The organism is Paludisphaera soli (genome assembly GCF_011064595.1).
Taxonomy (GTDB): Bacteria; Planctomycetota; Planctomycetia; order Isosphaerales; family Isosphaeraceae; genus Paludisphaera; species Paludisphaera soli.
The window spans coordinates 31,542-49,699 of sequence record NZ_JAALJI010000025.1 but is presented as its reverse complement, the minus strand read 5'-3'; the positions used below and the strand labels follow the sequence as shown (position 1 = coordinate 49,699).

General features: G+C 70.1%; 14 protein-coding genes. 8 read left to right on the top strand and 6 right to left on the bottom strand.

What is annotated here, in order from left to right:
* Positions 1-103 precede the first annotated feature (103 nt).
* The gene (locus G6O68_RS24630; RefSeq protein ID WP_165251317.1) at positions 104-1,213 is read left to right on the top strand and encodes a tetratricopeptide repeat-containing glycosyltransferase; all 1,110 of its coding nucleotides are present in this window, start codon (positions 104-106) and stop codon (positions 1,211-1,213) included.
* Positions 1,214-1,444: 231 nt separating this feature from the next.
* Here G6O68_RS24630 and G6O68_RS24625 read toward each other — a convergent pair whose 3' ends face one another.
* Positions 1,445-2,554, bottom strand: coding sequence for a tRNA adenylyltransferase (locus G6O68_RS24625; protein WP_165251316.1), 1,110 nt, complete (start codon positions 2,552-2,554; stop codon positions 1,445-1,447).
* Between the two features lie 431 nt (positions 2,555-2,985).
* Between G6O68_RS24625 and G6O68_RS24620 the strand changes: the two genes are divergently transcribed.
* Positions 2,986-3,633: a DKNYY domain-containing protein gene (locus G6O68_RS24620; protein ID WP_165251315.1), complete on the top strand. Its 648-nt coding sequence runs from the start codon at positions 2,986-2,988 to the stop codon at positions 3,631-3,633.
* Positions 3,634-3,951: 318 nt separating this feature from the next.
* Positions 3,952-6,756 (top strand): hypothetical protein, encoded by a 2,805-nt coding sequence (locus G6O68_RS24615; protein ID WP_165251314.1) that lies wholly within the window; start codon positions 3,952-3,954, stop codon positions 6,754-6,756.
* 11 nt (positions 6,757-6,767) lie between these two features.
* On the opposite strand, the gene G6O68_RS24610 is transcribed toward G6O68_RS24615, so the two are convergent.
* From G6O68_RS24610 to G6O68_RS24595, 4 genes are all read right to left on the bottom strand, one after another.
* On the bottom strand, positions 6,768-7,463 hold the full coding sequence (locus G6O68_RS24610) for an endonuclease III domain-containing protein (protein WP_165251313.1): 696 nt from the start codon (positions 7,461-7,463) through the stop codon (positions 6,768-6,770).
* 96 nt (positions 7,464-7,559) lie between these two features.
* Entirely contained in the window at positions 7,560-9,101 is a 1,542-nt protein-coding gene (locus tag G6O68_RS24605) for a sialate O-acetylesterase (protein ID WP_165251312.1), read from the bottom strand.
* A 285-nt stretch (positions 9,102-9,386) separates the two neighbouring features.
* Entirely contained in the window at positions 9,387-11,042 is a 1,656-nt protein-coding gene (locus G6O68_RS24600; RefSeq protein WP_165251311.1) for an ankyrin repeat domain-containing protein, read from the bottom strand.
* A 64-nt stretch (positions 11,043-11,106) separates the two neighbouring features.
* Positions 11,107-11,751: a PEP-CTERM sorting domain-containing protein gene (locus tag G6O68_RS24595; protein ID WP_165251310.1), complete on the bottom strand. Its 645-nt coding sequence runs from the start codon at positions 11,749-11,751 to the stop codon at positions 11,107-11,109.
* 477 nt (positions 11,752-12,228) lie between these two features.
* Between G6O68_RS24595 and G6O68_RS24590 the strand changes: the two genes are divergently transcribed.
* Together G6O68_RS24590 and G6O68_RS24585 are read left to right on the top strand one after the other, a co-directional pair.
* A complete protein-coding gene (locus tag G6O68_RS24590) occupies positions 12,229-12,432 on the top strand; it encodes a hypothetical protein (RefSeq protein ID WP_165251309.1) in 204 nt (67 codons plus the stop codon).
* Between the two features lie 85 nt (positions 12,433-12,517).
* The gene (locus G6O68_RS24585) at positions 12,518-13,606 is read left to right on the top strand and encodes a DUF1559 domain-containing protein (RefSeq protein WP_165251308.1); all 1,089 of its coding nucleotides are present in this window, start codon (positions 12,518-12,520) and stop codon (positions 13,604-13,606) included.
* A 49-nt stretch (positions 13,607-13,655) separates the two neighbouring features.
* On the opposite strand, the gene G6O68_RS24580 is transcribed toward G6O68_RS24585, so the two are convergent.
* Positions 13,656-14,405 carry an SDR family oxidoreductase gene (locus G6O68_RS24580; RefSeq protein WP_165251307.1) on the bottom strand — a complete coding sequence of 250 codons (750 nt, stop codon included), beginning with the start codon at positions 14,403-14,405 and terminating at the stop codon, positions 13,656-13,658.
* A gap of 221 nt (positions 14,406-14,626) precedes the next feature.
* Between G6O68_RS24580 and G6O68_RS24575 the strand changes: the two genes are divergently transcribed.
* From G6O68_RS24575 to G6O68_RS24565, 3 genes are all read left to right on the top strand, one after another.
* Positions 14,627-15,520, top strand: a complete 894-nt coding sequence (locus G6O68_RS24575; RefSeq protein WP_165251306.1) for an AraC family transcriptional regulator — start codon at positions 14,627-14,629, stop codon at positions 15,518-15,520.
* A 95-nt stretch (positions 15,521-15,615) separates the two neighbouring features.
* Positions 15,616-16,953 carry a Gfo/Idh/MocA family protein gene (locus tag G6O68_RS24570; protein WP_165251305.1) on the top strand — a complete coding sequence of 446 codons (1,338 nt, stop codon included), beginning with the start codon at positions 15,616-15,618 and terminating at the stop codon, positions 16,951-16,953.
* Positions 16,954-17,339: 386 nt separating this feature from the next.
* The gene (locus G6O68_RS24565) at positions 17,340-17,672 is read left to right on the top strand and encodes a hypothetical protein (protein WP_165251304.1); all 333 of its coding nucleotides are present in this window, start codon (positions 17,340-17,342) and stop codon (positions 17,670-17,672) included.
* The last annotated feature ends 486 nt before the right edge of the window (positions 17,673-18,158 follow it).

The following is an 18,158-nucleotide window of genomic DNA, read 5'->3' as shown; positions in this document are numbered from 1 at the left end:
GGCCCCGCCGCGTCGTATGGTCTTCCTCGGACGTGCGATCGTGAGGGTCCGCGAGGCGGACTCGCGGCGTGGCGATCTCTCGGAGGCTCGACAGGAGACGGCGATGAACGCCCAGGATTCGACCATCTGCCTCGGCATGATCGTGAAGGACGAGGCCCCGGTGATCCGGCGCTGCCTGGAGTCGGTCCGCCCCTTCATCGACACCTGGGTGATCGCCGACACCGGCTCGACCGACGGCACCCAGGAGCTGATCCGCGAGACGCTCGGCGACCTGCCGGGGACGCTCCTGCAACGCCCGTGGGTGGACTTCTCCCACAACCGCAACGAGGTCCTCGACGCGGCCCGCGACCGCGCCGCGTACACCTTCACGATCGACGCCGACGAGACCCTGGCGTTCGACGACGGCTTCGCCCGGCCGAGGCTCGGGGCCGACTCGTACGACGTGTCGGTCCACTACGGGTCCACCTGCTATCACCGCAAGCAGGTCGTCCGCTCGGCCCTCCCCTGGCGGTACAAGGGGGTGCTGCACGAGTACCTGACCTGCCCCGAGGCGCGGACCTCGGACTTCCTCCCCGGCCTCCGCACGGTCGTCACCCACGACGGCGCCCGCGCGCACGACCCGCTGACCTACCGCCGCGACGCCCTCCTGCTGGAGAGGGCGCTGCTGGAAGACCCCGACGACGCCCGCAACGTCTTCTACCTGGCCCAGAGCTACCGCGACGCCGGCGACCTGGACCTGGCCATCCGCAACTACTCGCGACGGCTGACGATGGGGGGCTGGGCCGAGGAGGTCTGGTGCTCGCTCTTCCAGATCGCCGTCCTGAAGGAGCGCCGCGGCGACGCCTGGCCCGAGGTGCTGGCCGCCTACCTGACCGCGTTCGAACGCTCGCCCGATCGCGCCGAGCCGCTGTACAAGATCGGCATGCACTACCAGGCCGCGCGGGAGTTCCACACGGCCCGGATGTTCTTCCGACGCGCCCTGGACGTCCCGCGTCCCGACCCCCGCCGGCTGTTCGTCTGGCGGACGGTCTACGACTACCTGCTGGAGCTGGAATACGGCGTCTCGCTCTACTACACAGACGGCCACGCCGAGGCCGTCGCCGTCGCCGACCGCCTGCTGGCTCGCGGGAACCTCCCCCCCGACCTCGCCCAGAAGGTCGCCGCCAACCGCCGGTTGAGCCTCGACAAGCTCCCGGCGGTCATCCGGGTCTGATCCGAGAGCCTGTAGGGCCGGATGTAGGGGGAAGACCAGCACGGGCGCGGTCGGAGAGATCGAGCCGGCCGTCGCGAATCGTCCTTCTCCCCTCGTGGGAGAAGGTGGCCGAAGGCCGGATGGGGGGGGGAAGAGCCGTCGCTCCCCTGCGAAGTCCGCCTTGACGGTCCCCCTCATCCGCCCCTACGGGGCACCTTCCCCCACCAGGGGGGAAGGGAAGACACGCGACGCTCAGCCCTCGTTCTCCTCGGCGAGATCGCGGAGGAAGTCCAGGGCCTCGTCCAGCTCGCAGACGATCGCGCCGGGCTGGCGGCCGCGGGTGTCCAGCTCGCGGAGGAGCATCAGGTCCTCGAACTCCTCGGACTGCTCCAGCCGCAGCCGGGCGCGGGCGCCGAGGGTCCCCTGGCGATAGGCGAGGGCGTCCATGTGCAGGGCGATCAGGGTCTCGGTGCGGGGGGTGATCGTCCCTTCGAGCGCCTGGAGCCCGGCGCCGACGTGGTCCGACGGGTCGATCGCCTTGCCGACGTCGTGCAGCAGCGCGGCGAGGAGGAACTCCTCGTCGTAGGCTCGGTCGTCGCGGGCCAGCTCGAAGACCTGGAGGCTGTGGTACAGCGCGTCCCCCTCCGGGTGGTATTTGGGGTTCTGCTTCACCGACTCCAGCGGGCGGAGCAGGAGCCGGTACAGCTCGAAGCGGTCGACGTGGTCCTCGACGCGCTCGACCTCGAAGTCCAGGTCGATCTCCGGGTCCTCGGCCTTCAGGAACGCCTCCAGCTCGGCGATCGAGGCGCGCTCGATGGCCTTGCCGGTGATGGAGCTTTTGAAGACGTACGAGAGCTTGTCCTCGGGGTAGAGGGTCAGCTCGAAGGGGTGGCGGTCGTCGACGTGGACGTGGGTGAAGACCCGCTCCTCGCCGAACTTGACGATCCGCTTGTGCTGGACCTCGTACGCCAGGCCGTGCTCGTCGAGGACGTCGGTCACCAGGGCGAGCGAGTCGGAGAAGACGTGCAGGTCGATGTCGGAGCCCTGGCGGACGTGGCCCGTCCAGACGCTGCCGATCAGCCGGGGCCGGAACCGCGCGAGCTTGCGCATCATGCGGAGGGCCTCCAGCCTCATGGCGCGGAGGTTGTCGAGCCGCTTGGGCCCCTCGTGCATCCGGGCCATGGCCTGGATCTGGTCGCGGATCTCGGAGTTGGAGGGGAGGTCGCCGGGCCGGAATCGATGCTCGACCCCGAGCTGCTTGGCGGCCTTGCGCTTGGCGGTGAAATACTCGGACTCGGTCCGATTGTACATCAGCTGGGCGGCGAGGAAGGCGATCTGCCGCCGGAGGCGTTCGTCGGCCATGGGGGGAAGGTGCGTCGATTCAGGCCCATCGAGGCGACGCCGGGCATGGAGAGTCGCGTCGCCGCGGTCGGATCGACCGTCGGACGCGGCGCGGCTCGGGAAAGGAGTCGGGAAAACCGGAGGGATCATAGGCCCGGCGCCCCCTCCCGGTCAAGTCGCGAGCTCCAAAGAAGGCGGTCCGGGGCTCCCGACGGCTTCGAGACGAGGCCCACGTCCCGAATCGGCTCGATTTCCCGCGGCAACGCCGCGTCGATGACCCAGAATCCTTGAGAGGGACCTGGCCCGCGTGCTCGGCGGCCGCGGGGCGGGCCGTCCTCCACGCCGCCGGGCCGGGGACGGCGGGAGCCGTCGTGAGCGTGGGGCCCACGATGCAGCGAGACGGGTTTCGCAGCAGTCACACGACGCCGATCGCGAGAGGGCGAGGATCCGCCATGCCACTCAGGCTTTCCGTCTGGTCCACCTTGGCCCTGGCGTGCGCCGCGTCGTCCGGATGCGGCACCGGTTACACGAAAAGCGGCGGGGAGTGGTCGTACGTCATCCTCAACGAGTCCGTGGGGCGTGAGGTGCGGAAGGTCGACGCCGACGTGGCGACGTTCCGCGTCCTGGAAGACCCGAAATACGCTCGCGACAAGAACCACGTCTACCGCAGCGGCCTCGTCCTCGAAGGCTTCGACGGCGGCAGCTTCGAGTTCCTGCCGGGCTGCAACTACGCCCGAGATAGGAACCACGTCTACTACCGCGATTCGATCGTCGTCGACGCCGACCGGGATACGTTCCGCGTCCTCGGCTTCCCCTACGGCCGCGACGCGAAGAACGTCTACTGCGGCAGCCTCCGCATGAACGTCGAACGGCCGGCGGACTTCCGGGTCCTCCAGGAGGGCGACCCCTTCGGGACGTCCTACTTCGATTCGACGGACGACCTCGTGCTTCGGCTCGGCGAGGAATTCTCGGGGCGTCGGGTGGAGTATGAGGCGAAGGGGGGGGACGACCGCTACCGCATCGCCGCGACTTGCTCCGGGGCCGCGACCGACGGCGTCTGGATCTTCGACGGGCCGAAGCGATCGCGCCGCGTCCCGTGACCTCGCGTCCGATCCGACGAGCGAGGAGGCGGATCGGCCCGCGAAAGCGGCCCGGGTCGTTCCGCTGCCCCGCCGTGCGGCGAAACGACCTCCGGGGAGCCCGGAGGCTCCGCCGGGCGGGATGGGCGTTTCTCGGCGTCCGGGGGCGTCCCGCAGGCCGAGTCCGGGGCGTCGGGGCCCGCTCCGGCCCCGGTCCGCGTCCGATCGATCGCTCTTGATTTCCCCGGGCTCCTGACGCATTGTGGGGGTCCATTCGAACACGAACTCGGCAGGGACGCCGACGTCGCGGGAACGCTTGAAGTTAAGGACGGCCGGAGCATGGCGGACGCCGCATCGACGACGCAGGAGCGCCCGTGGCGCGGGGACGGCTGGGGCTTGCGCATGGCGGGCCTGGCCTGGATCATCATGGCCCTCGCGCCGTTCTACCTGGCGTACTGCCTGTCGTTCGCCGCGGAGGGCTCCGGGGGGGGCCCCCGGACGAAGGTGGACCCGCAGAAGCTCCTGAGCGTGGCGCGCGGGGGCGCGAGCGGGGCCGATTCCAACCTGCCGACGGTGGCGCGGATCTTCCTGGACTCGCAGTGGACGATCCTGACGCTGGTGCTGGGCCTGACGGCGGTCTCGACGTGGCGGCTGTACCCGATCCTCTGGCGGCTCGTCCACACGGGGCTGGCGAACCACATCCTGCTGCTGGGGGTGGCGCTCCTGCTCTGGCTGGTCTACGGCGGGCTCTCGGGCATGGGGATGCCGGGGCTCTTCTGGAGCCCCGAGCCCAGCGACCAGTTCACGGCCGCCCTGGGCGTGACCCTGTTCATGTTCTGGATGCTGTACCTGCTGTTCGTCAGCGACTACGAGGCCCATCGCGAGGACCCGGAGCATCGGGCCTGGGACAGCCTGGCGCCGACGATTCGGCACTTCCTGCCGCCGGTGCTCGACCGGTTCGTCCCGACGGAGCCCTCGGCCAGCGAGCAGATGGGCTGGTTCGTCTTCTTCGCGGCCTCGCCGATCATCACGGTGCTGGCGCTGCCGGCGGTCCTCCCCACGATCCGCGCCGGCGCCGTGCAGGAGATCGTGGCGAAGCCCTGGCTGCTGGGCCTGGCGGCGGGCGTGGCGACGGCCCTGGTGGTGGTCGTCACCCGGATCCCGACCCGGCTCAACGAGCTGCGGCGGCAGCTGATCCACCGACGGATCGACTTCGCCCAGCTCTGGCGGCTGGACTCGGACCGGCTGGACCCGGAGGGCAACGCCAAGAACATGCTGATCATCGTCGGGATCCTGTACCTGGTGGCCTGGATCTTCCCCGGGACCACGCAGCGGATCTTCCCCCCCGCGTTCTCGCTCTGCATCCTGCTGGGGGTGCTGACGACGTTCGTGGTCTGGCTGGGGGTGCGGCAGCACCGCAAGTCGCGGGTGATCGCCGCGGTCTCGATCGTGACCCTGGTGGCCGCGTCGGGGATGCTGGACTACGACGTGGAGGTCCGCGACCTGGCCGGCGTGACCCCCGGCTCGCCCGACCTCTACCCGCCGTTGCGGGAGCAGTATCGATACCACCTGAGCCTCAGCCAGTCCAAGCCGGAATCGTACGGCAAGGTGGTGGACCTGACGAAGTTCCAGAAGTCCCGGGCGCTGGCCGACGTCGCGGCGGACTTCGCGGCTCGCCAGAAGCTGCTGGACCGCTGGCTGGCCGGCATGCGCTGGGGGGGCTCCGACTCCGCCGGGCCGGGCGCGGGGGGGCGGGGCAAGCCGATCGTCGTGGTGGTGACGACCAGCGGCGGCGCGCTCCGCGCGGGGGTCTGGACCCAGGCCGTGCTCCGCCGGCTCGACGAGACGTTCCCCGGCTTCCACCGCCACGCCCGGCTGATCACCGGCGCCTCCGGCGGCATGCTCGGCGCGGCGCGCTACGTGGCGCTGCACGCCGAGAGCCCGGACGATCAGGTCATGCCCGGCGGCGGCGACCACCCGGACTTCCTCGGCCCCATCGCCTGGCAGATCGCCTTCCGCGACTTCCTCCCCAACGCCCTCATCCCGTTCCCGGTCTACAACCGGGGCGACAAGCTGGAGGACGTCTGGCTCCGGTACGCGCCCGAGCTGGCGCGGACGTTCGGCGACCTGGCGGAGAAGGAGCGGGCCGGGATGATCCCCTCGATCGTCTTCTCGCCCATGCTCGTGGAGGACGGCCGCCGGGTCCTGATCGGCAACCTCCCGCTGGCCGACCTGACCGTCCACCTCAACGGCGTCCTGCTCGACGAGAGCCGCGAAGCCCTCGTCAAGCGCTACATGGCGACCAAGCCCAAGAAGGACGGCCGCCTCAAGACGGTGGACGAGGTCGACGACTACGACCTGGAATACCCCGCCCTCAGCTCGTTCTCGTCGATGGAGTTCTCCAAGCTGTTCGCCGAGCATCAGGCCCTGGAGCACCTCCGCCTGGCCTCGGCCGTGCGGATGAGCGCCACGTTCCCGTTCATCACCTCGGTCGTCACCCTCCCCACGTTCCCGGCGCGCCACGTCGTGGACGCCGGCTACTACGACAACTACGGCGTGAACCTGGGCTCGGCCTGGATCAACAGCCACAAGGACTGGCTCCGCCGCAACACGGGGGGCGTCCTCGTCGTCCAGATCCGCGCGTTCCGGAACGAGAAGCGGCTGAAGATCCTGGACCAGGAGGTCTACGCCCCGGCCAAGCCCGCGGCTGAGACGACCGTCGGCCTGTACGACTGGGTGGCCTGGGGCGTCGGCCTCGTCCCCCAGTTCCTCACCCTGATCCACGACGGCGCGCGCTCGGTGGCGATCCCGGCACAGGGGGTCGCCATGGCCCGCGAATCGTCCATGTTCTTCCGCAACGACGAGAACCTGGCGGTCCTGCACGACGTCTTCAAACGCCTGACCGGCGACGACGAGTTCTTCCGCACCGTCGTCTTCACCTGCGACACCATTCAGGTCGGTCAGGCGGCCCAGAACGTCGAGACCCTCAACTGGTACATCGACCCCGTCGAGTACGACCAGATCGAGCGCAACATGGACCGCTTCGACGCCGCGACCCAGTCCGGCCGCGAGCGCAACTACCTCCGCCTCGAACGCCTCAAGCAGTGGTGGCGGTCGCGCGGCGGCGTCGTCGCGCCCGACTGATCCGACCGGGGCTATCGGCTCGCCGTCACCCCGACCCGTCGGCACATCGACAGGAGCCGGCACGTCGAGCACCGGGGGGCGACCCCCGTGCAGACGAACTTGCCGAACGGGACGAGCCGCTCGTTGGCCTCGATCCAGTAGCGCTCCGGCAGGGCCGCCTCCAGCGCCGCCTGAGTCGCCTCGGGGGTCCGGGTCGCGACCAGGCCCCAGCGGTTGGCGATGCGATGGACGTGGACGTCCACCGGCACGATCGGCGTGCCGAAGGCCACGGCCAGCGTCAGCGCGGCGATCTTCGGCCCCACCCCGCGGTACGCCGTCAGCCCCTCGATGGTGGCCGGGACCTGGCCCCCCTGCTCCTCCACGATCCGTCGGGAGATCTCCAGGATGTCGCGCGCCTTGGGCTCGGGGAACGTCGCCGGGCGGATCAACTCGGCCAGCCGGGCCTCTCCCAGCGCCAGCGTCGCCTCGGGGGTCGGCGCGATCGGGAACAAACGGAGGCCGACGGCGAGCGTCGTCTCGTCGCGGGTTCGGGCCGAGATCAGGCTGGCGACCAGCACCTGGAAGGGGCTGTCGAACCCTCGGTCGCGGAGGTCGAAGACCGCCGCCTTGGGGTACTCTCGCACCGCCTCCCGAAGCCGCCGGAACGCCTCGTCGGCGTCCCAGGGCTCGGTTCCGGCCAGGGCCTTCGGGTCGCTGGCGGTCGGCATGGGAGGGAAGTCCCCCGAGGCGGCGCGCCGGCGCCGCCCGGGAGTCGGGCGGGTCGCGGCGTCGAGGGGATCGACGCCGCAACTCGGGCGCCGATCTCAGCGGGTGTTCTTCTCGGTCACGCCCGGCCAGTCGTCGGTGCGGAACGGGGTGGCGGGGAGGCCGGCGGCGCTGTAGAGGTTGCAGACCGGGTTGTCGGCCCAGGCGTAGCGGACGGCCTCGGGCTGGGGGACCTCGTCGGACCAGACCTCGACCTTGTCCGGGCCGACGACCTTGGCCTTCGCCCAGACGAACTTCTTATCCGCGCCGGCGATCGCGAAGCCGCTCAGCTCGGGCACGTCGAACGGCCGGAAGCCGCCGGCGACGTGGTCGAACGTCAGCACGACCTTGCCGTCGTGCTTCTCCATCGCCTTGTAGGTCGGGCTCTGGTAGGGGACGCTCACGCCGTAGTCGCGGGCCAGGGCCCACCGGGCCAGCCGCTTGCCGACGTCCGCCTTGTTCTTCGGGTGGATGTCCTTGACCTCGCCGATGTCGATGATGACGGCCTCGCCGGTGTTGGGCAGGCGCTTCATGGTCTGGGTCTGGGCCTCGCGCAGCTCGGCCCAGGCGCTGTCGCCCGGCTCGGGCTTTTCGGCCATGAAGTCGGCGAGCTGGACCCAGTAGAACGAGAAGTCGCCCTGGCCCCACAGCTCGCGCCAGGTCTGGATCATCAGCGGGAAGAGGTCGCGGTACTGGTACGCGCGGCCGGCGTTGGACTCGCCCTGGTACCAGATCACCCCCTTGATGCCGTAGCCGATCGTGGGCAGCAGGACGCCGTTGAAGATGTTGCCGGGGCGGTAGTTCCCGCGCATCTGGGCCGCGGGGTCCTCGTTCGGACGGGGGCCGGGCTTGCCCTCGGCCTTGGCCGTCTCCTTGGCGTCCTCGTAGGCCTTCTTGGCGGCCTCGTAGCCGTCCTCGCGCTCCTTCCACGAGGCGAGCAGGTCCGCGTACCTGGCGTCGGCGGCGAGCTTCTCGCGCGGGACCCAGGCCTCGCAGGCCGAGCCGCCCCAGGCGTCGTTGATCAGGCCGACGGGGACACCCAGCGTCTCCTGCAACTGCTTGCCGAAGAAGTAGCCGACCCCGGAGAACGGCGCCACGGCCTCGGGCGAGCAGACCTTCCACTCCCCCTTGAAATCGTTCTGCGGCTCCTGCGTGCCGACCTGCGGCACCGAGATCAGCCGGATGTTCGGGTTCTTCGCGGCGGCGATCTCCAGGTCGCCGTCGAACGAGTTCGCCAGCGACCACTGCATGTTCGACTGTCCCGAGCAGATCCAGACCTCGCCGACGAGCACGTCGTTGAACGTGATCGAGTTCTTGCCCGAGACCACCATCTCGAACGGCCCGCCGGCCCCGACCGGGTCCAGCACGACCTTCCACTTGCCGTCGTCGCCCGCCTTGGCGGCCTTCTCCTGGCCGTGGAACTTGACCGTCACGTCCTCGCCCGGCTCGGCCCAGCCCCAGACGTTGAGCTTCAGGTCGCGCTGGAGGACCATGTGGTCGCCGAAGATCGCCGGCATCTTGACGTCCGCCCGGGCCGTCCCGAGCGCCGCCAGCGCCGCGGCCAGTCCCGCCGCCGCCCGGAGTTTCCCCATTCGAAGCATCGCGCCGCCCTCTCCTCGCATCGACATGCGATGGAATCCCTCGATGACGCCGGGAGCCACGCCGCCCCGGCCCAAGGCCTGCACTATACGACGCGCCGGGCCCGGTTTGAAGACGCCGCCGGGCCGCAGCCGCCCCCCCTCCCCCGCCCGTTGGGAGAAGGCGGCCGAAGGCCCGACGAGGGGGACCCTCAAGGCGGACATGCAAGAAGGCGACGACTTTCGGGGGCGCCCCTCCCCTACGCTGCCGCGCGGCGCCTTGCCCCGCCGGGGGAAGGGACGGCCTTTTCAGTAGTCCCACCGCAGACGTTCGTCCGCCTCTACGCGCCTGGCGTGCAGGAACTCGGCGATGCAGGCGTGGCCTTCGCGCTCGGCCAGGTCGACCGGGAGCAGGCCGTCGTAGCGGGGCTGGAACGGATCGGAGCCATGGTCGATCAGGAGCTTGACGACCTCCAGTCGGCCCGAACTCACGGCCTCGAAGAGGAGGCTGCCGGCCAGGGGGCTCGGCTCCAGCCCTCGCCTCCGTCTGGGCAGGGACTCCAGGACCATGCGGAGGATGTCCAGGTTCGCCGTCCGGACGGCCAGGTCCAGCAGTTCAAGCTCTTGTTCCGGCGCATGCTCATGCGAATCCAGGAAACCGGCCACGGCGGCCGCATCGCCCAGGACGATGGAATCCAGCAGGCCCCGGCGGGCCCCCCGGTCGATCAGCAGGCGGACGACTTCCGCGCGCCCGTGCTCGGCGGCTAGCGCCAGCGGCGTGCAGCCGGGCAGGACTTCGTGGTCGAGCGCGGCGCCACGGTCCAACAGCAGGCGGACGACCTCGTCGCGCCCGTGCTCGGCGGCGAGCGCCAGCGGCGTTCGCCCGGTCAGGTCCTCGTAGTCGATCGCGGCACCCCGGTCCAGCAGAAGGGCGACCACGTCCGCCCGCCCTTCGAGCGCCGCGACCGACAGGGCCGTCCACCCGAAGTCGAACTCGGGCTCACACGCTTCGAGGTCCGCGCCCGCGTCGAGCAAATAGCGGGCCATGTCGGGGTGCCCGTGCATGGCGGCGACCTTGAGGAAGGTCATATCGGAGATGTAGCGGGCGTCGCCGGAGAGGTCGATCGAGGGATCCTCGTCGAGGAGCTTCCGAGCCAGGTCCACGTCCCCGAGGATCACGGCCTCACGCATGCCGAGCCGGCCGCCGGCCGCCAGGAGCATCTCCAGAGGCCGGGGATCGGGTGCATGCTCCCCCGCACAGTCCGCCGCCCGGGACGCCGCGGCGGTCGTCGGCGTACGTGTCTGCCAACCGGGGGCGTTCGGGTCCGCCCCGCGATCGAGCAGGAGTTGCATCATCGCCAGGTCGCCGTCCCTCGTCGACCTCGCCAGGGCGGTGAAACGGGCCCGGTCCCCGGCGTCGGGGCGGACGCCCCGATCGAGCAGGTCGCGGACGGCGTCCACGTCCCCGCGTTCGACGGCCGGCCACCATTCCCGCATCAGCGGGATGCGGTCCAGCGTTCCCGCGTCGATCCGAGGGGAGACGCCCCGGAGGACGTCCTCGACGGCTTTCGCCAGGTCGACCGCGAACAGCTCGTCGTCGAGCCAGAGGTGGTCCCCGACGTCCCAGTGGGTCGCCCTCACCGCAGCCATCGTCTCGTAGAAGACGCGGCCGTGAGAAGGTGCGGCCGAGGTTTTCGACACCTCGTCGTCCAACTCGTGGACCACGGCTTCCAGGTCGGCCAGCAGGAGGTCGAGCGTCGCCTCGTCCGCGACGATCCGCGAGACGGGGAACACCGCCAGCGTACTGTCCCAGGACGTATCCAGGATCGCCGCCGCATCGGGGCGTTTCCTCGCCTCCGCCAGGCTGCGGAACGCCTCGTACTCCACGCGATCCGCACTGTGCTCGGCGGCCCAGCGGCGGAGCTGGTTGTGGTGCTGCGGGATCTCGCCGGTCTCGTCGTTCATAGCCGTGCCCTCCCCGGGCGCCGATCGTATCGCGGCGGCGCCGGGGGGGGAAGTCGGCCGGGGTTCAGGCGGCGAGGCGGCGACGCCGGGCCAGGCCGAGCGCGGCGAGGCCGCCGAGGCCCAGCAGGGCGAGGCTCGACGGCTCTGGGACGGCGACGGCCGTCGTGTCGATCGTCCCGGTGAAGATGTCGAAGACGTTCCCCACCGTGTTGTTGGAGAAGCGGAGCTGGCCGTCGGTGAACCAGGATGCGTCGAGGCTGGTCGGCAGGTCGGTCGAGCCGAGGGCGGTGCCCGTGCTGTCGACCAGGATGAGATCGATCGTCGGATTCAAGGCGCCGGCCCCCGGGCTCGCCGCCGACGCCTGGGCGAGGAAGGCGTCCGGGTACGCCGGGTTCGACGCCAGGTCGTTCTGGATCGTCGCCAGCATGCCCCCGGTGTAGCGGGCGTCGATGGTCACGCCGTTGAGCGTGAAGGAGATCCCCAGCGGCGAGGCGAACGGCGGGGTGGACGCGCCCGTGTCCAGGTACTGCGCCGGGTTGGAGCCCGGGGTGCCGATGGCGGCGGTGGTGTCGTAGACCACCGTGCCCGTGAACGTATCGCCGACCGCCGCGCCGGCGAAGACGCCGGTCGGGTCGGGGATCGACGTGACCGTCCCGGTGAATCCGACCGTCACGAGCCCCGCCTGGGCCGTGAAAGCCGGGACGAGCATCGCGAGAGTCGCCAGAGCCCCCCGGACGATCCTTCCTTGATCACGCGTTATCACGATCTCCCGCGTTAAGTCATATGTGCTAACGAAGCGAGGGTTCACAATTGGATCGCTGTGATGCAAGCGGAGATTGTGCGGCGGCCATGCCGGCGTGTCAACGGTCACCCATGTTGCTCCTCGAGAATCATCCCTCGCACTCGGATGAACCGCGAGGGGGAAGTCGTGAACCACGCCCCCCTCCTTCGCCGAGGCACGGCTCTCGAACGCGACGAAGAGTCGCACGAGAATGCGGGTAGGTTTTCACGAATCCGAATCTTCGCGCTGGATATCCGTCGAGGGGTCGGGTATGAATCGAGCCTACATATGCGAGATACGGCGATCAGTGGCGGCCTCGGATGCGTCCGCCCGCGTGGAACCGTAACGCCGTTCGGCGGACCGCATCGCCCCTCACGCCCAGTCGACCTATTGGAGCTGACACCCATGCGTCATGGATCCCGGCCGATCCCGTGCCGAGTCCCCCTCTTGCTAGGGACCCTCGGCCTGCTCGTCACGCTCGGCCCCGGCTGCGGCGAGGTGCCGCCAAGCGGCGACGCGCCCGCCGGCGTCGACCCCGCGCTCAAGAAGTCGAACGACCAGATGGAGAACTTCATGAAGTCGCAGATGGAGGCCAAGAAGAAGCGGTGAGCCGGGCGACGCGCCCGGAGCGCCTCGAACCGGCCTCGCCGAACGTCCCGATCCGTCCTTCGCCCCTTTCCCGAGGAGGATTCCCTTGCGACATGCGACCAAGAGAGGCTTCACGCTGATCGAGCTTCTGGTGGTGATCGCGATCATCGCCGTCCTCATCGCCCTCTTACTGCCCGCCGTGCAGTCGGCGCGCGAGGCGGCCCGCCGCGCCCAGTGCCTGAACAACCTGAAGCAGATCGGGCTGGCGATGCACAACTACCACTCGGCGCTCAACTCGTTCCCGCTGGGGGCGAGCCTGAACCCTTACACGACGAACCCCAACGACCTGCCGATGTGGAACAACTGGAGCGCCCAGGCCCTGTTGCTGGGCTACATCGAGGGGGGGACGATCTACTCGGCCTGCAACTTCAGCTTCGCGCCGGAGTGGGCGAACAACTACGGGTTCCTCGCCAATTCGACGGCGACGTACACGAAGATCAACGCGTTCCTCTGCCCCTCGGACGGCAACGCCGGCAAGCAGACGACCGGCGAGTCGTTCGGGGCCAACAACAGCTACGCGGCGAGCATGGGGACCTCGACGATCGGCTACCCGGAGGCGACGCCGAACGCGACCAACGCCCAGGTCAGCTCCGGCCTGTTCGCGTACCAGCGCTCGTACGGGGTGCAGGACGTGACCGACGGCACGTCGAACACGATCGCCTTCTCCGAGTGCATCGCCGACGACAGCGACGGCAACTACTCGAAGCGGCCCGGCAAGGGAACCGGCGGGGCGGGCAACCTGACGGCCGTCTACCAGATCGACGTCAACAGGGTCGGCCTCCCCGCCGTGATGGCCGACATCCAGGCCTGCACGCTCAAGTACCAGACCGACGGCGGCGGCACCCAGGGGGCGGGCTTCCGGTGGTCCACCGGCGCGATGGGCTACACGATGTTCAACACGGTCGTCCCGCCCAATGGCGGCGGCTCCGTCCGGTGGGGCGCCTGCCGCAACAACTGCTGCCCGCAGGCCCGCCACGCCGACTACGTCAACGCGTCGAGCTTCCATTCCGGCGGCGTCAACGCGGCGATGGGCGACGGCAGCGTGAGGTTCATCAAGACCTCGGTGTCGATGCCCGTCTGGTGGGCGATCGGCACCCGCGCCGGCGGCGAGGTCATCAGCTCGGACTCGTACTGACCGCGACCCGGCGCGCGGCCCCGGGGGGGGCCCCGGGGCCGGCGTCGGTTCAGAGCGTTTGCGCCGTCGGCCGGACGATGATCTCGTTGACGTCGACGGTCGCCGGCTGGCGGATCGCGTACAGGACCGCCTGGGCGATCGACTCGGCCGGGATGGCGATCGACTCGAACGACCTGATCGTCTCGCGGAGGCCGGCGTCGGTGATGTGGGACGCCAGCTCGCTCTCCACGGCGCCGGGGCAGATGATGGTGCTGCGGATGTTCGGCCCGGACTCCTGGCGGAAGCCCTCGGAGATCGCCCGGACGGCGAACTTGGTCGCGCAGTAGACCGTCGCGCCGGGGAAGACGACGTGGCCGGCCACCGACGACACGTTGACGAGGTGACCCCGGCCCTGCTCTCGAAACCGGGGGTAGACGGCCGAGATCCCGTGCAGCACCCCCATCACGTTGACCGAGACCATCTGCCGCCACTCGTCGACCTTGCCGGCCGCGAGCGGCGAGAGCGGCATCACGCCGGCGTTGTTGACCAGGACGTCGACGCCGCCGAAGTGCGCGACCGTCGCGTCGACGAGCGCCTGGAAGTCCTCGGGTTTCGTCACGTCGACCGCGTGCGCCAGGGCCTGGCCGCCGGCCTCGCGGATCTCGGCGACGATCTTCTCCAGGCGGTCGACCCGGCGCGCGGCCAGGACGACGCGGGCCCCTTCCTTCGCGAGCGTCCGGGCGACGGCCTCGCCGATGCCGCTGCTGGCCCCGGTGACGACGACGACCTTCTCCTCGACCTTCTCATTCCAGTCGGACATTGCCGGATCCTCCGAGACGGGCGTGCGACCGATGCGAGGCCTCCCCGCATCCCGGGGGGATTCTAGGCGGGACGCCCGCCGCATCGGTAACCCGATCCTCGGCGGTTCTTGCCCGATCCTCCGGCGGTTTCCGGCTTCGCCGTAGCCGCGCCGGGGCGGCGTCCCTAGACTTGTCCGGGGACCACGGCCTGTCGGACTTGAGCGAGAGGAGCGGAGGGGAGATGCCCGCGAACGAACTGGCGGCCTTGATCGGCCGGATCGCCGCGACGGACGGCGTGCACCCGACGGCGATCGGGCCGGTCACGCTGTATCGCTCGTCGATGGCGAGCGAACCGTGCGACTGCGTGTATGAGCCGGCGCTCTGCGTCGTGGCCCAGGGGAGCAAGCGTGTGCTGCTGGGGGAGGAGGCCTACGTCTACGACCCCTCGCACTTCCTGCTGGTCTCGGTCGGCCTGCCGGTCGTGGGACAGGTCACGACGGCCTCCTCGGAGGAGCCCTACCTGGCGGCGAAGATCGACCTGGATCTGGGGCAGGTCGGCGAGCTGATGGCCGACGCGCCGGTCGCGATCGACGCCGAGCCGCCGGGCCGCGGGCTGACGGTGAGCACGCTCGACCCGCCCCTGCTCGACGCCGTCTCGCGCCTGGTCGGCCTGCTGGAGACGCCCCGGGACGTCCCCGCGCTGGCCCCGCTGGTGCTGCGGGAGATCGCCTATCGGCTGCTCACCGGCGAGCAAGGTGGGCGGCTGCGTCGGATCGCCGCCGAGGGGGGGCTGTCGCAGCGGGTCGCGCGGGCGATCGAGTGGATCCGCCGCCGCTACGCCGAGCCCTTCCGCATCGAGGACGTGGCGAAGGCCGCGCGCATGAGCCCTTCGACGCTGCACCAGCACTTCAAGGCCGTGACGGCGATGAGCCCGCTCCAGTACCAGAAGCGGCTGCGGCTGCAGGAGGCGCGGCGGCTGATGCTGGTGGGCGGCCTCGACGCGGCGGAGGCCGCCTACCGCGTGGGCTACGAGAGCCCCTCGCAGTTCAGCCGCGAGTACCGGCGGGCCTTCGGCGAGCCCCCCGCTCGCGACCTCGCCCGGCTGCGGGCGGCCCCCTCCCCCGCCGGCGCCTGATCGGGCGGGCCGCCCCTGCCGAGTTGCACGGGAGGGCGGCGGCCCTTAGGATGGCTCCATCCCGCCTTCCCGTTCCAACGCACGGAGATGTGTTCATGCCCGCCCCCGCCCACCAGATCACCCGCCGCTCCGCCCTCCGGGGCCTCGCCGCCGGCGCCGCCGCCCTCGCCGCGCCGGGCGTCTTCCGCAAGCACGCCCTCGCCGCCCCCAGCGAGACGCTCCGCCACGCCAGCTTCGGCGCCTCGGGCATGGCCCTGGCCGACGTCCGCAGCCTGGCCGCCAGCCCGCACTTCAAGCTGGTCGCCGTGGCCGACGTCGACCTCTCGCGCACGGGCGAGATCAAGAGCCTGTTCCCGGACGTGACGGTCTACCAGGACTGGCGCGAGCTGCTGGACAAGGAGAAGGGGCTGGACTCCGTCAACGTCTCCACCCCCGACCACATGCACGCCCCGATCGCCATGAGCGCCCTCCAGCGCGGGCTGCACGTCTATGGCCAGAAGCCCCTGACCCAGACGATTCATGAGGCCCGCCGGCTCACCGAGGCCGCGGCGCGCGAGACCAAGCTGGTCACCCAGATGGGCATCCAGATCCACTCGCACCCGGTCCATCGCCAGGTCGTCGCCACGATCAAGTCGGGGGCCATCGGCAAGGTGAAGGAGGTCCACAGCTGGAGCGGCAAGGATTGGGGCGATCGCAACCCCCGCCCGGACCGCACCGACCCCGTTCCGGCCGGCCTGAGCTGGGACGGCTGGCTGGGCGTGGCCGCCGAGCGGCCGTTCCTCGACGGCTACTATCACCCCGGCAACTGGCGCAAGCGGCTCGACTTCGGCACCGGCACCTTCGGCGACATGGGCTGCCACATCCTCGACCCGGTGTATGAGGCCCTCGCTCTGACCGCGCCGAAGTCCGTCCGCTCCGACGGCGACACCCCCGGCGCCGACAGCTGGGGCCTGGACAACCGCGTCCACTACGTCTTCCCCGCCACCCCCCACACCGCCGAGGAGCTTTCGCTCCACTGGTACAACGGCGCCCACCGCCCCTCCGACGAGATCAAGGCGCTGCTTGGCGGCCGCGAGATGGCGGGCCAGGGCTCGATCTACATCGGCTCCGAAGGGGTCCTTTACTCCCCCTACATCGACGCCCCGGTGCTGCTGCCCGAGGACAAGTTCAAGGAGACCAAGCTCCCCGAGGTCCAGGGCGCGGACCACTACGTCCAGTTTCTCGACGCCTGCCGCGGCGAGGGCCAGGCCTCGGCCCCCTTCGCCTACGCCGGGCCGCTGACCGAGATGGTGCTCCTGGGCTGCCTCGCCACCCGGTTCCCCCAGACGACCCTCGAATGGGACGCCCCGTCCCTCAAGGTCGTCAATTCCCCCGAGGCCACGGCGCTGGTCCGCAAGAAGTATCGCAGCGGCTGGGAAGTCGAGGGGCTCTGAGCCGGTCGACGCCGTCCGCAATCTGTGGTCGCGTCACGCGTGGCGACCGGAAGATTGGAGGGAATGGGACGCTCATTTGGTCTTGTCGATGAGAAGTTGGCGGAAGCCGACCCTTTCTTGAGAAGCTGCCGAGCGTCCGATTCCATCTCACCGAGGGCTGTTTCGATCTCAGCTCGTCCGAGGCAGTCGCAAGGACGTTTCCATTGCGCCGCAAGCGGTCCTGGCGCTATCACCCCGGTCCCGTAGCGAACCCTATCACCGCGTGCTGACGACCTCGAGCATGTTCGTGAATCAGGCGCGGCCGATCGACCCGGTGCGCCTGGACGGGGCCTGGGTTTGGCGCGGAGTTCTGCGGCAGCGCCGCCGTCGCCCGGGCGTACGAGCGGATGTCCCGCCAGATCGCGTTCATCGGGCGCGAGGCCGACGGGGGCCTAGTCGGCTATTGGCTGCGGCGCGAGGGGGGGGCGGTCGAGGAATCGCCGATCGTCGTCCTGGACAACGACGGGCAGTTCCAGTGCACCGCCACCACGTTGCAGGACCACTTCGTCCAGTCCGCCAACGACACGGAGGCGGTCGCCTCGATCCGTCGCTGGTTCCAGAGACGGGGTATCGAGACGAGGCGGTCACCGGAGGCGGTATGGGAAGCCATCGGCGGGCTGCCCGATCCGAACGAGCTGTCCTGGCGGTGTCAGAGCGAGGAGGCGGCCGGAAGTCCGTGAGGCCGGATCGGCGGTTCATCAAGAACGAGAGCCCCGTTTCGCACCGGTAACCAAGTACCGGCTTCCTTTACCTAGCCTCGTCCCGCTTCGTAGCGAGTTGCCAGGACGATTCTGCGCTCTATGGTTACAGCCAGACGGAGGCGTCGAAGACGCCGTGGTCGAGGCTCTCGGCATATCCCAGGTAACTTGGAGACCGTCTCAGAAGGTCGGTGACCAGCCGAAGCGAGCCTTCCCCTCCTTTCGGGGGGAAGCTGGCCGCCAAGCGGCCGGATGAGGGGGCGATCGATGTCGGGTTCTCGCCATGTTCGCGAAGCCGGAACCCTCCGTGCATCCCCCCGTCATCCGACCTTCCGGGCAAACTATTCGGCAAGAGCTTCGGACGGCGACCGGCCGTTGCGTCAAGCGCCCGGCAAATCGTGCCGAACAGGATTGTCCTACGGGCCAACCTCCCCCGCGAGATGGATGGCTCAATCGGGCCCGCCTATG

Excerpts from the sequence above, each read along its gene's own strand:
- G6O68_RS24570 (WP_165251305.1), top strand. The coding sequence starts at position 15,616 with ATGCCCGCCCCCGCCCACCAGATCACCCGCCGCTCCGCCCTCCGGGGC.
- G6O68_RS24600 (WP_165251311.1), bottom strand. The coding sequence starts at position 11,042 with ATGAACGACGAGACCGGCGAGATCCCGCAGCACCACAACCAGCTCCGC.
- G6O68_RS24565 (WP_165251304.1), top strand. The coding sequence starts at position 17,340 with ATGTCCCGCCAGATCGCGTTCATCGGGCGCGAGGCCGACGGGGGCCTA.
- G6O68_RS24590 (WP_165251309.1), top strand. The coding sequence starts at position 12,229 with ATGCGTCATGGATCCCGGCCGATCCCGTGCCGAGTCCCCCTCTTGCTA.
- G6O68_RS24615 (WP_165251314.1), top strand. The coding sequence starts at position 3,952 with ATGGCGGACGCCGCATCGACGACGCAGGAGCGCCCGTGGCGCGGGGAC.
- G6O68_RS24610 (WP_165251313.1), bottom strand. The coding sequence starts at position 7,463 with ATGCCGACCGCCAGCGACCCGAAGGCCCTGGCCGGAACCGAGCCCTGG.
- G6O68_RS24580 (WP_165251307.1), bottom strand. The coding sequence starts at position 14,405 with ATGTCCGACTGGAATGAGAAGGTCGAGGAGAAGGTCGTCGTCGTCACC.
- G6O68_RS24620 (WP_165251315.1), top strand. The coding sequence starts at position 2,986 with ATGCCACTCAGGCTTTCCGTCTGGTCCACCTTGGCCCTGGCGTGCGCC.
- G6O68_RS24625 (WP_165251316.1), bottom strand. The coding sequence starts at position 2,554 with ATGGCCGACGAACGCCTCCGGCGGCAGATCGCCTTCCTCGCCGCCCAG.
- G6O68_RS24605 (WP_165251312.1), bottom strand. The coding sequence starts at position 9,101 with ATGCTTCGAATGGGGAAACTCCGGGCGGCGGCGGGACTGGCCGCGGCG.
- G6O68_RS24595 (WP_165251310.1), bottom strand. The coding sequence starts at position 11,751 with ATGCTCGTCCCGGCTTTCACGGCCCAGGCGGGGCTCGTGACGGTCGGA.
- G6O68_RS24630 (WP_165251317.1), top strand. The coding sequence starts at position 104 with ATGAACGCCCAGGATTCGACCATCTGCCTCGGCATGATCGTGAAGGAC.
- G6O68_RS24575 (WP_165251306.1), top strand. The coding sequence starts at position 14,627 with ATGCCCGCGAACGAACTGGCGGCCTTGATCGGCCGGATCGCCGCGACG.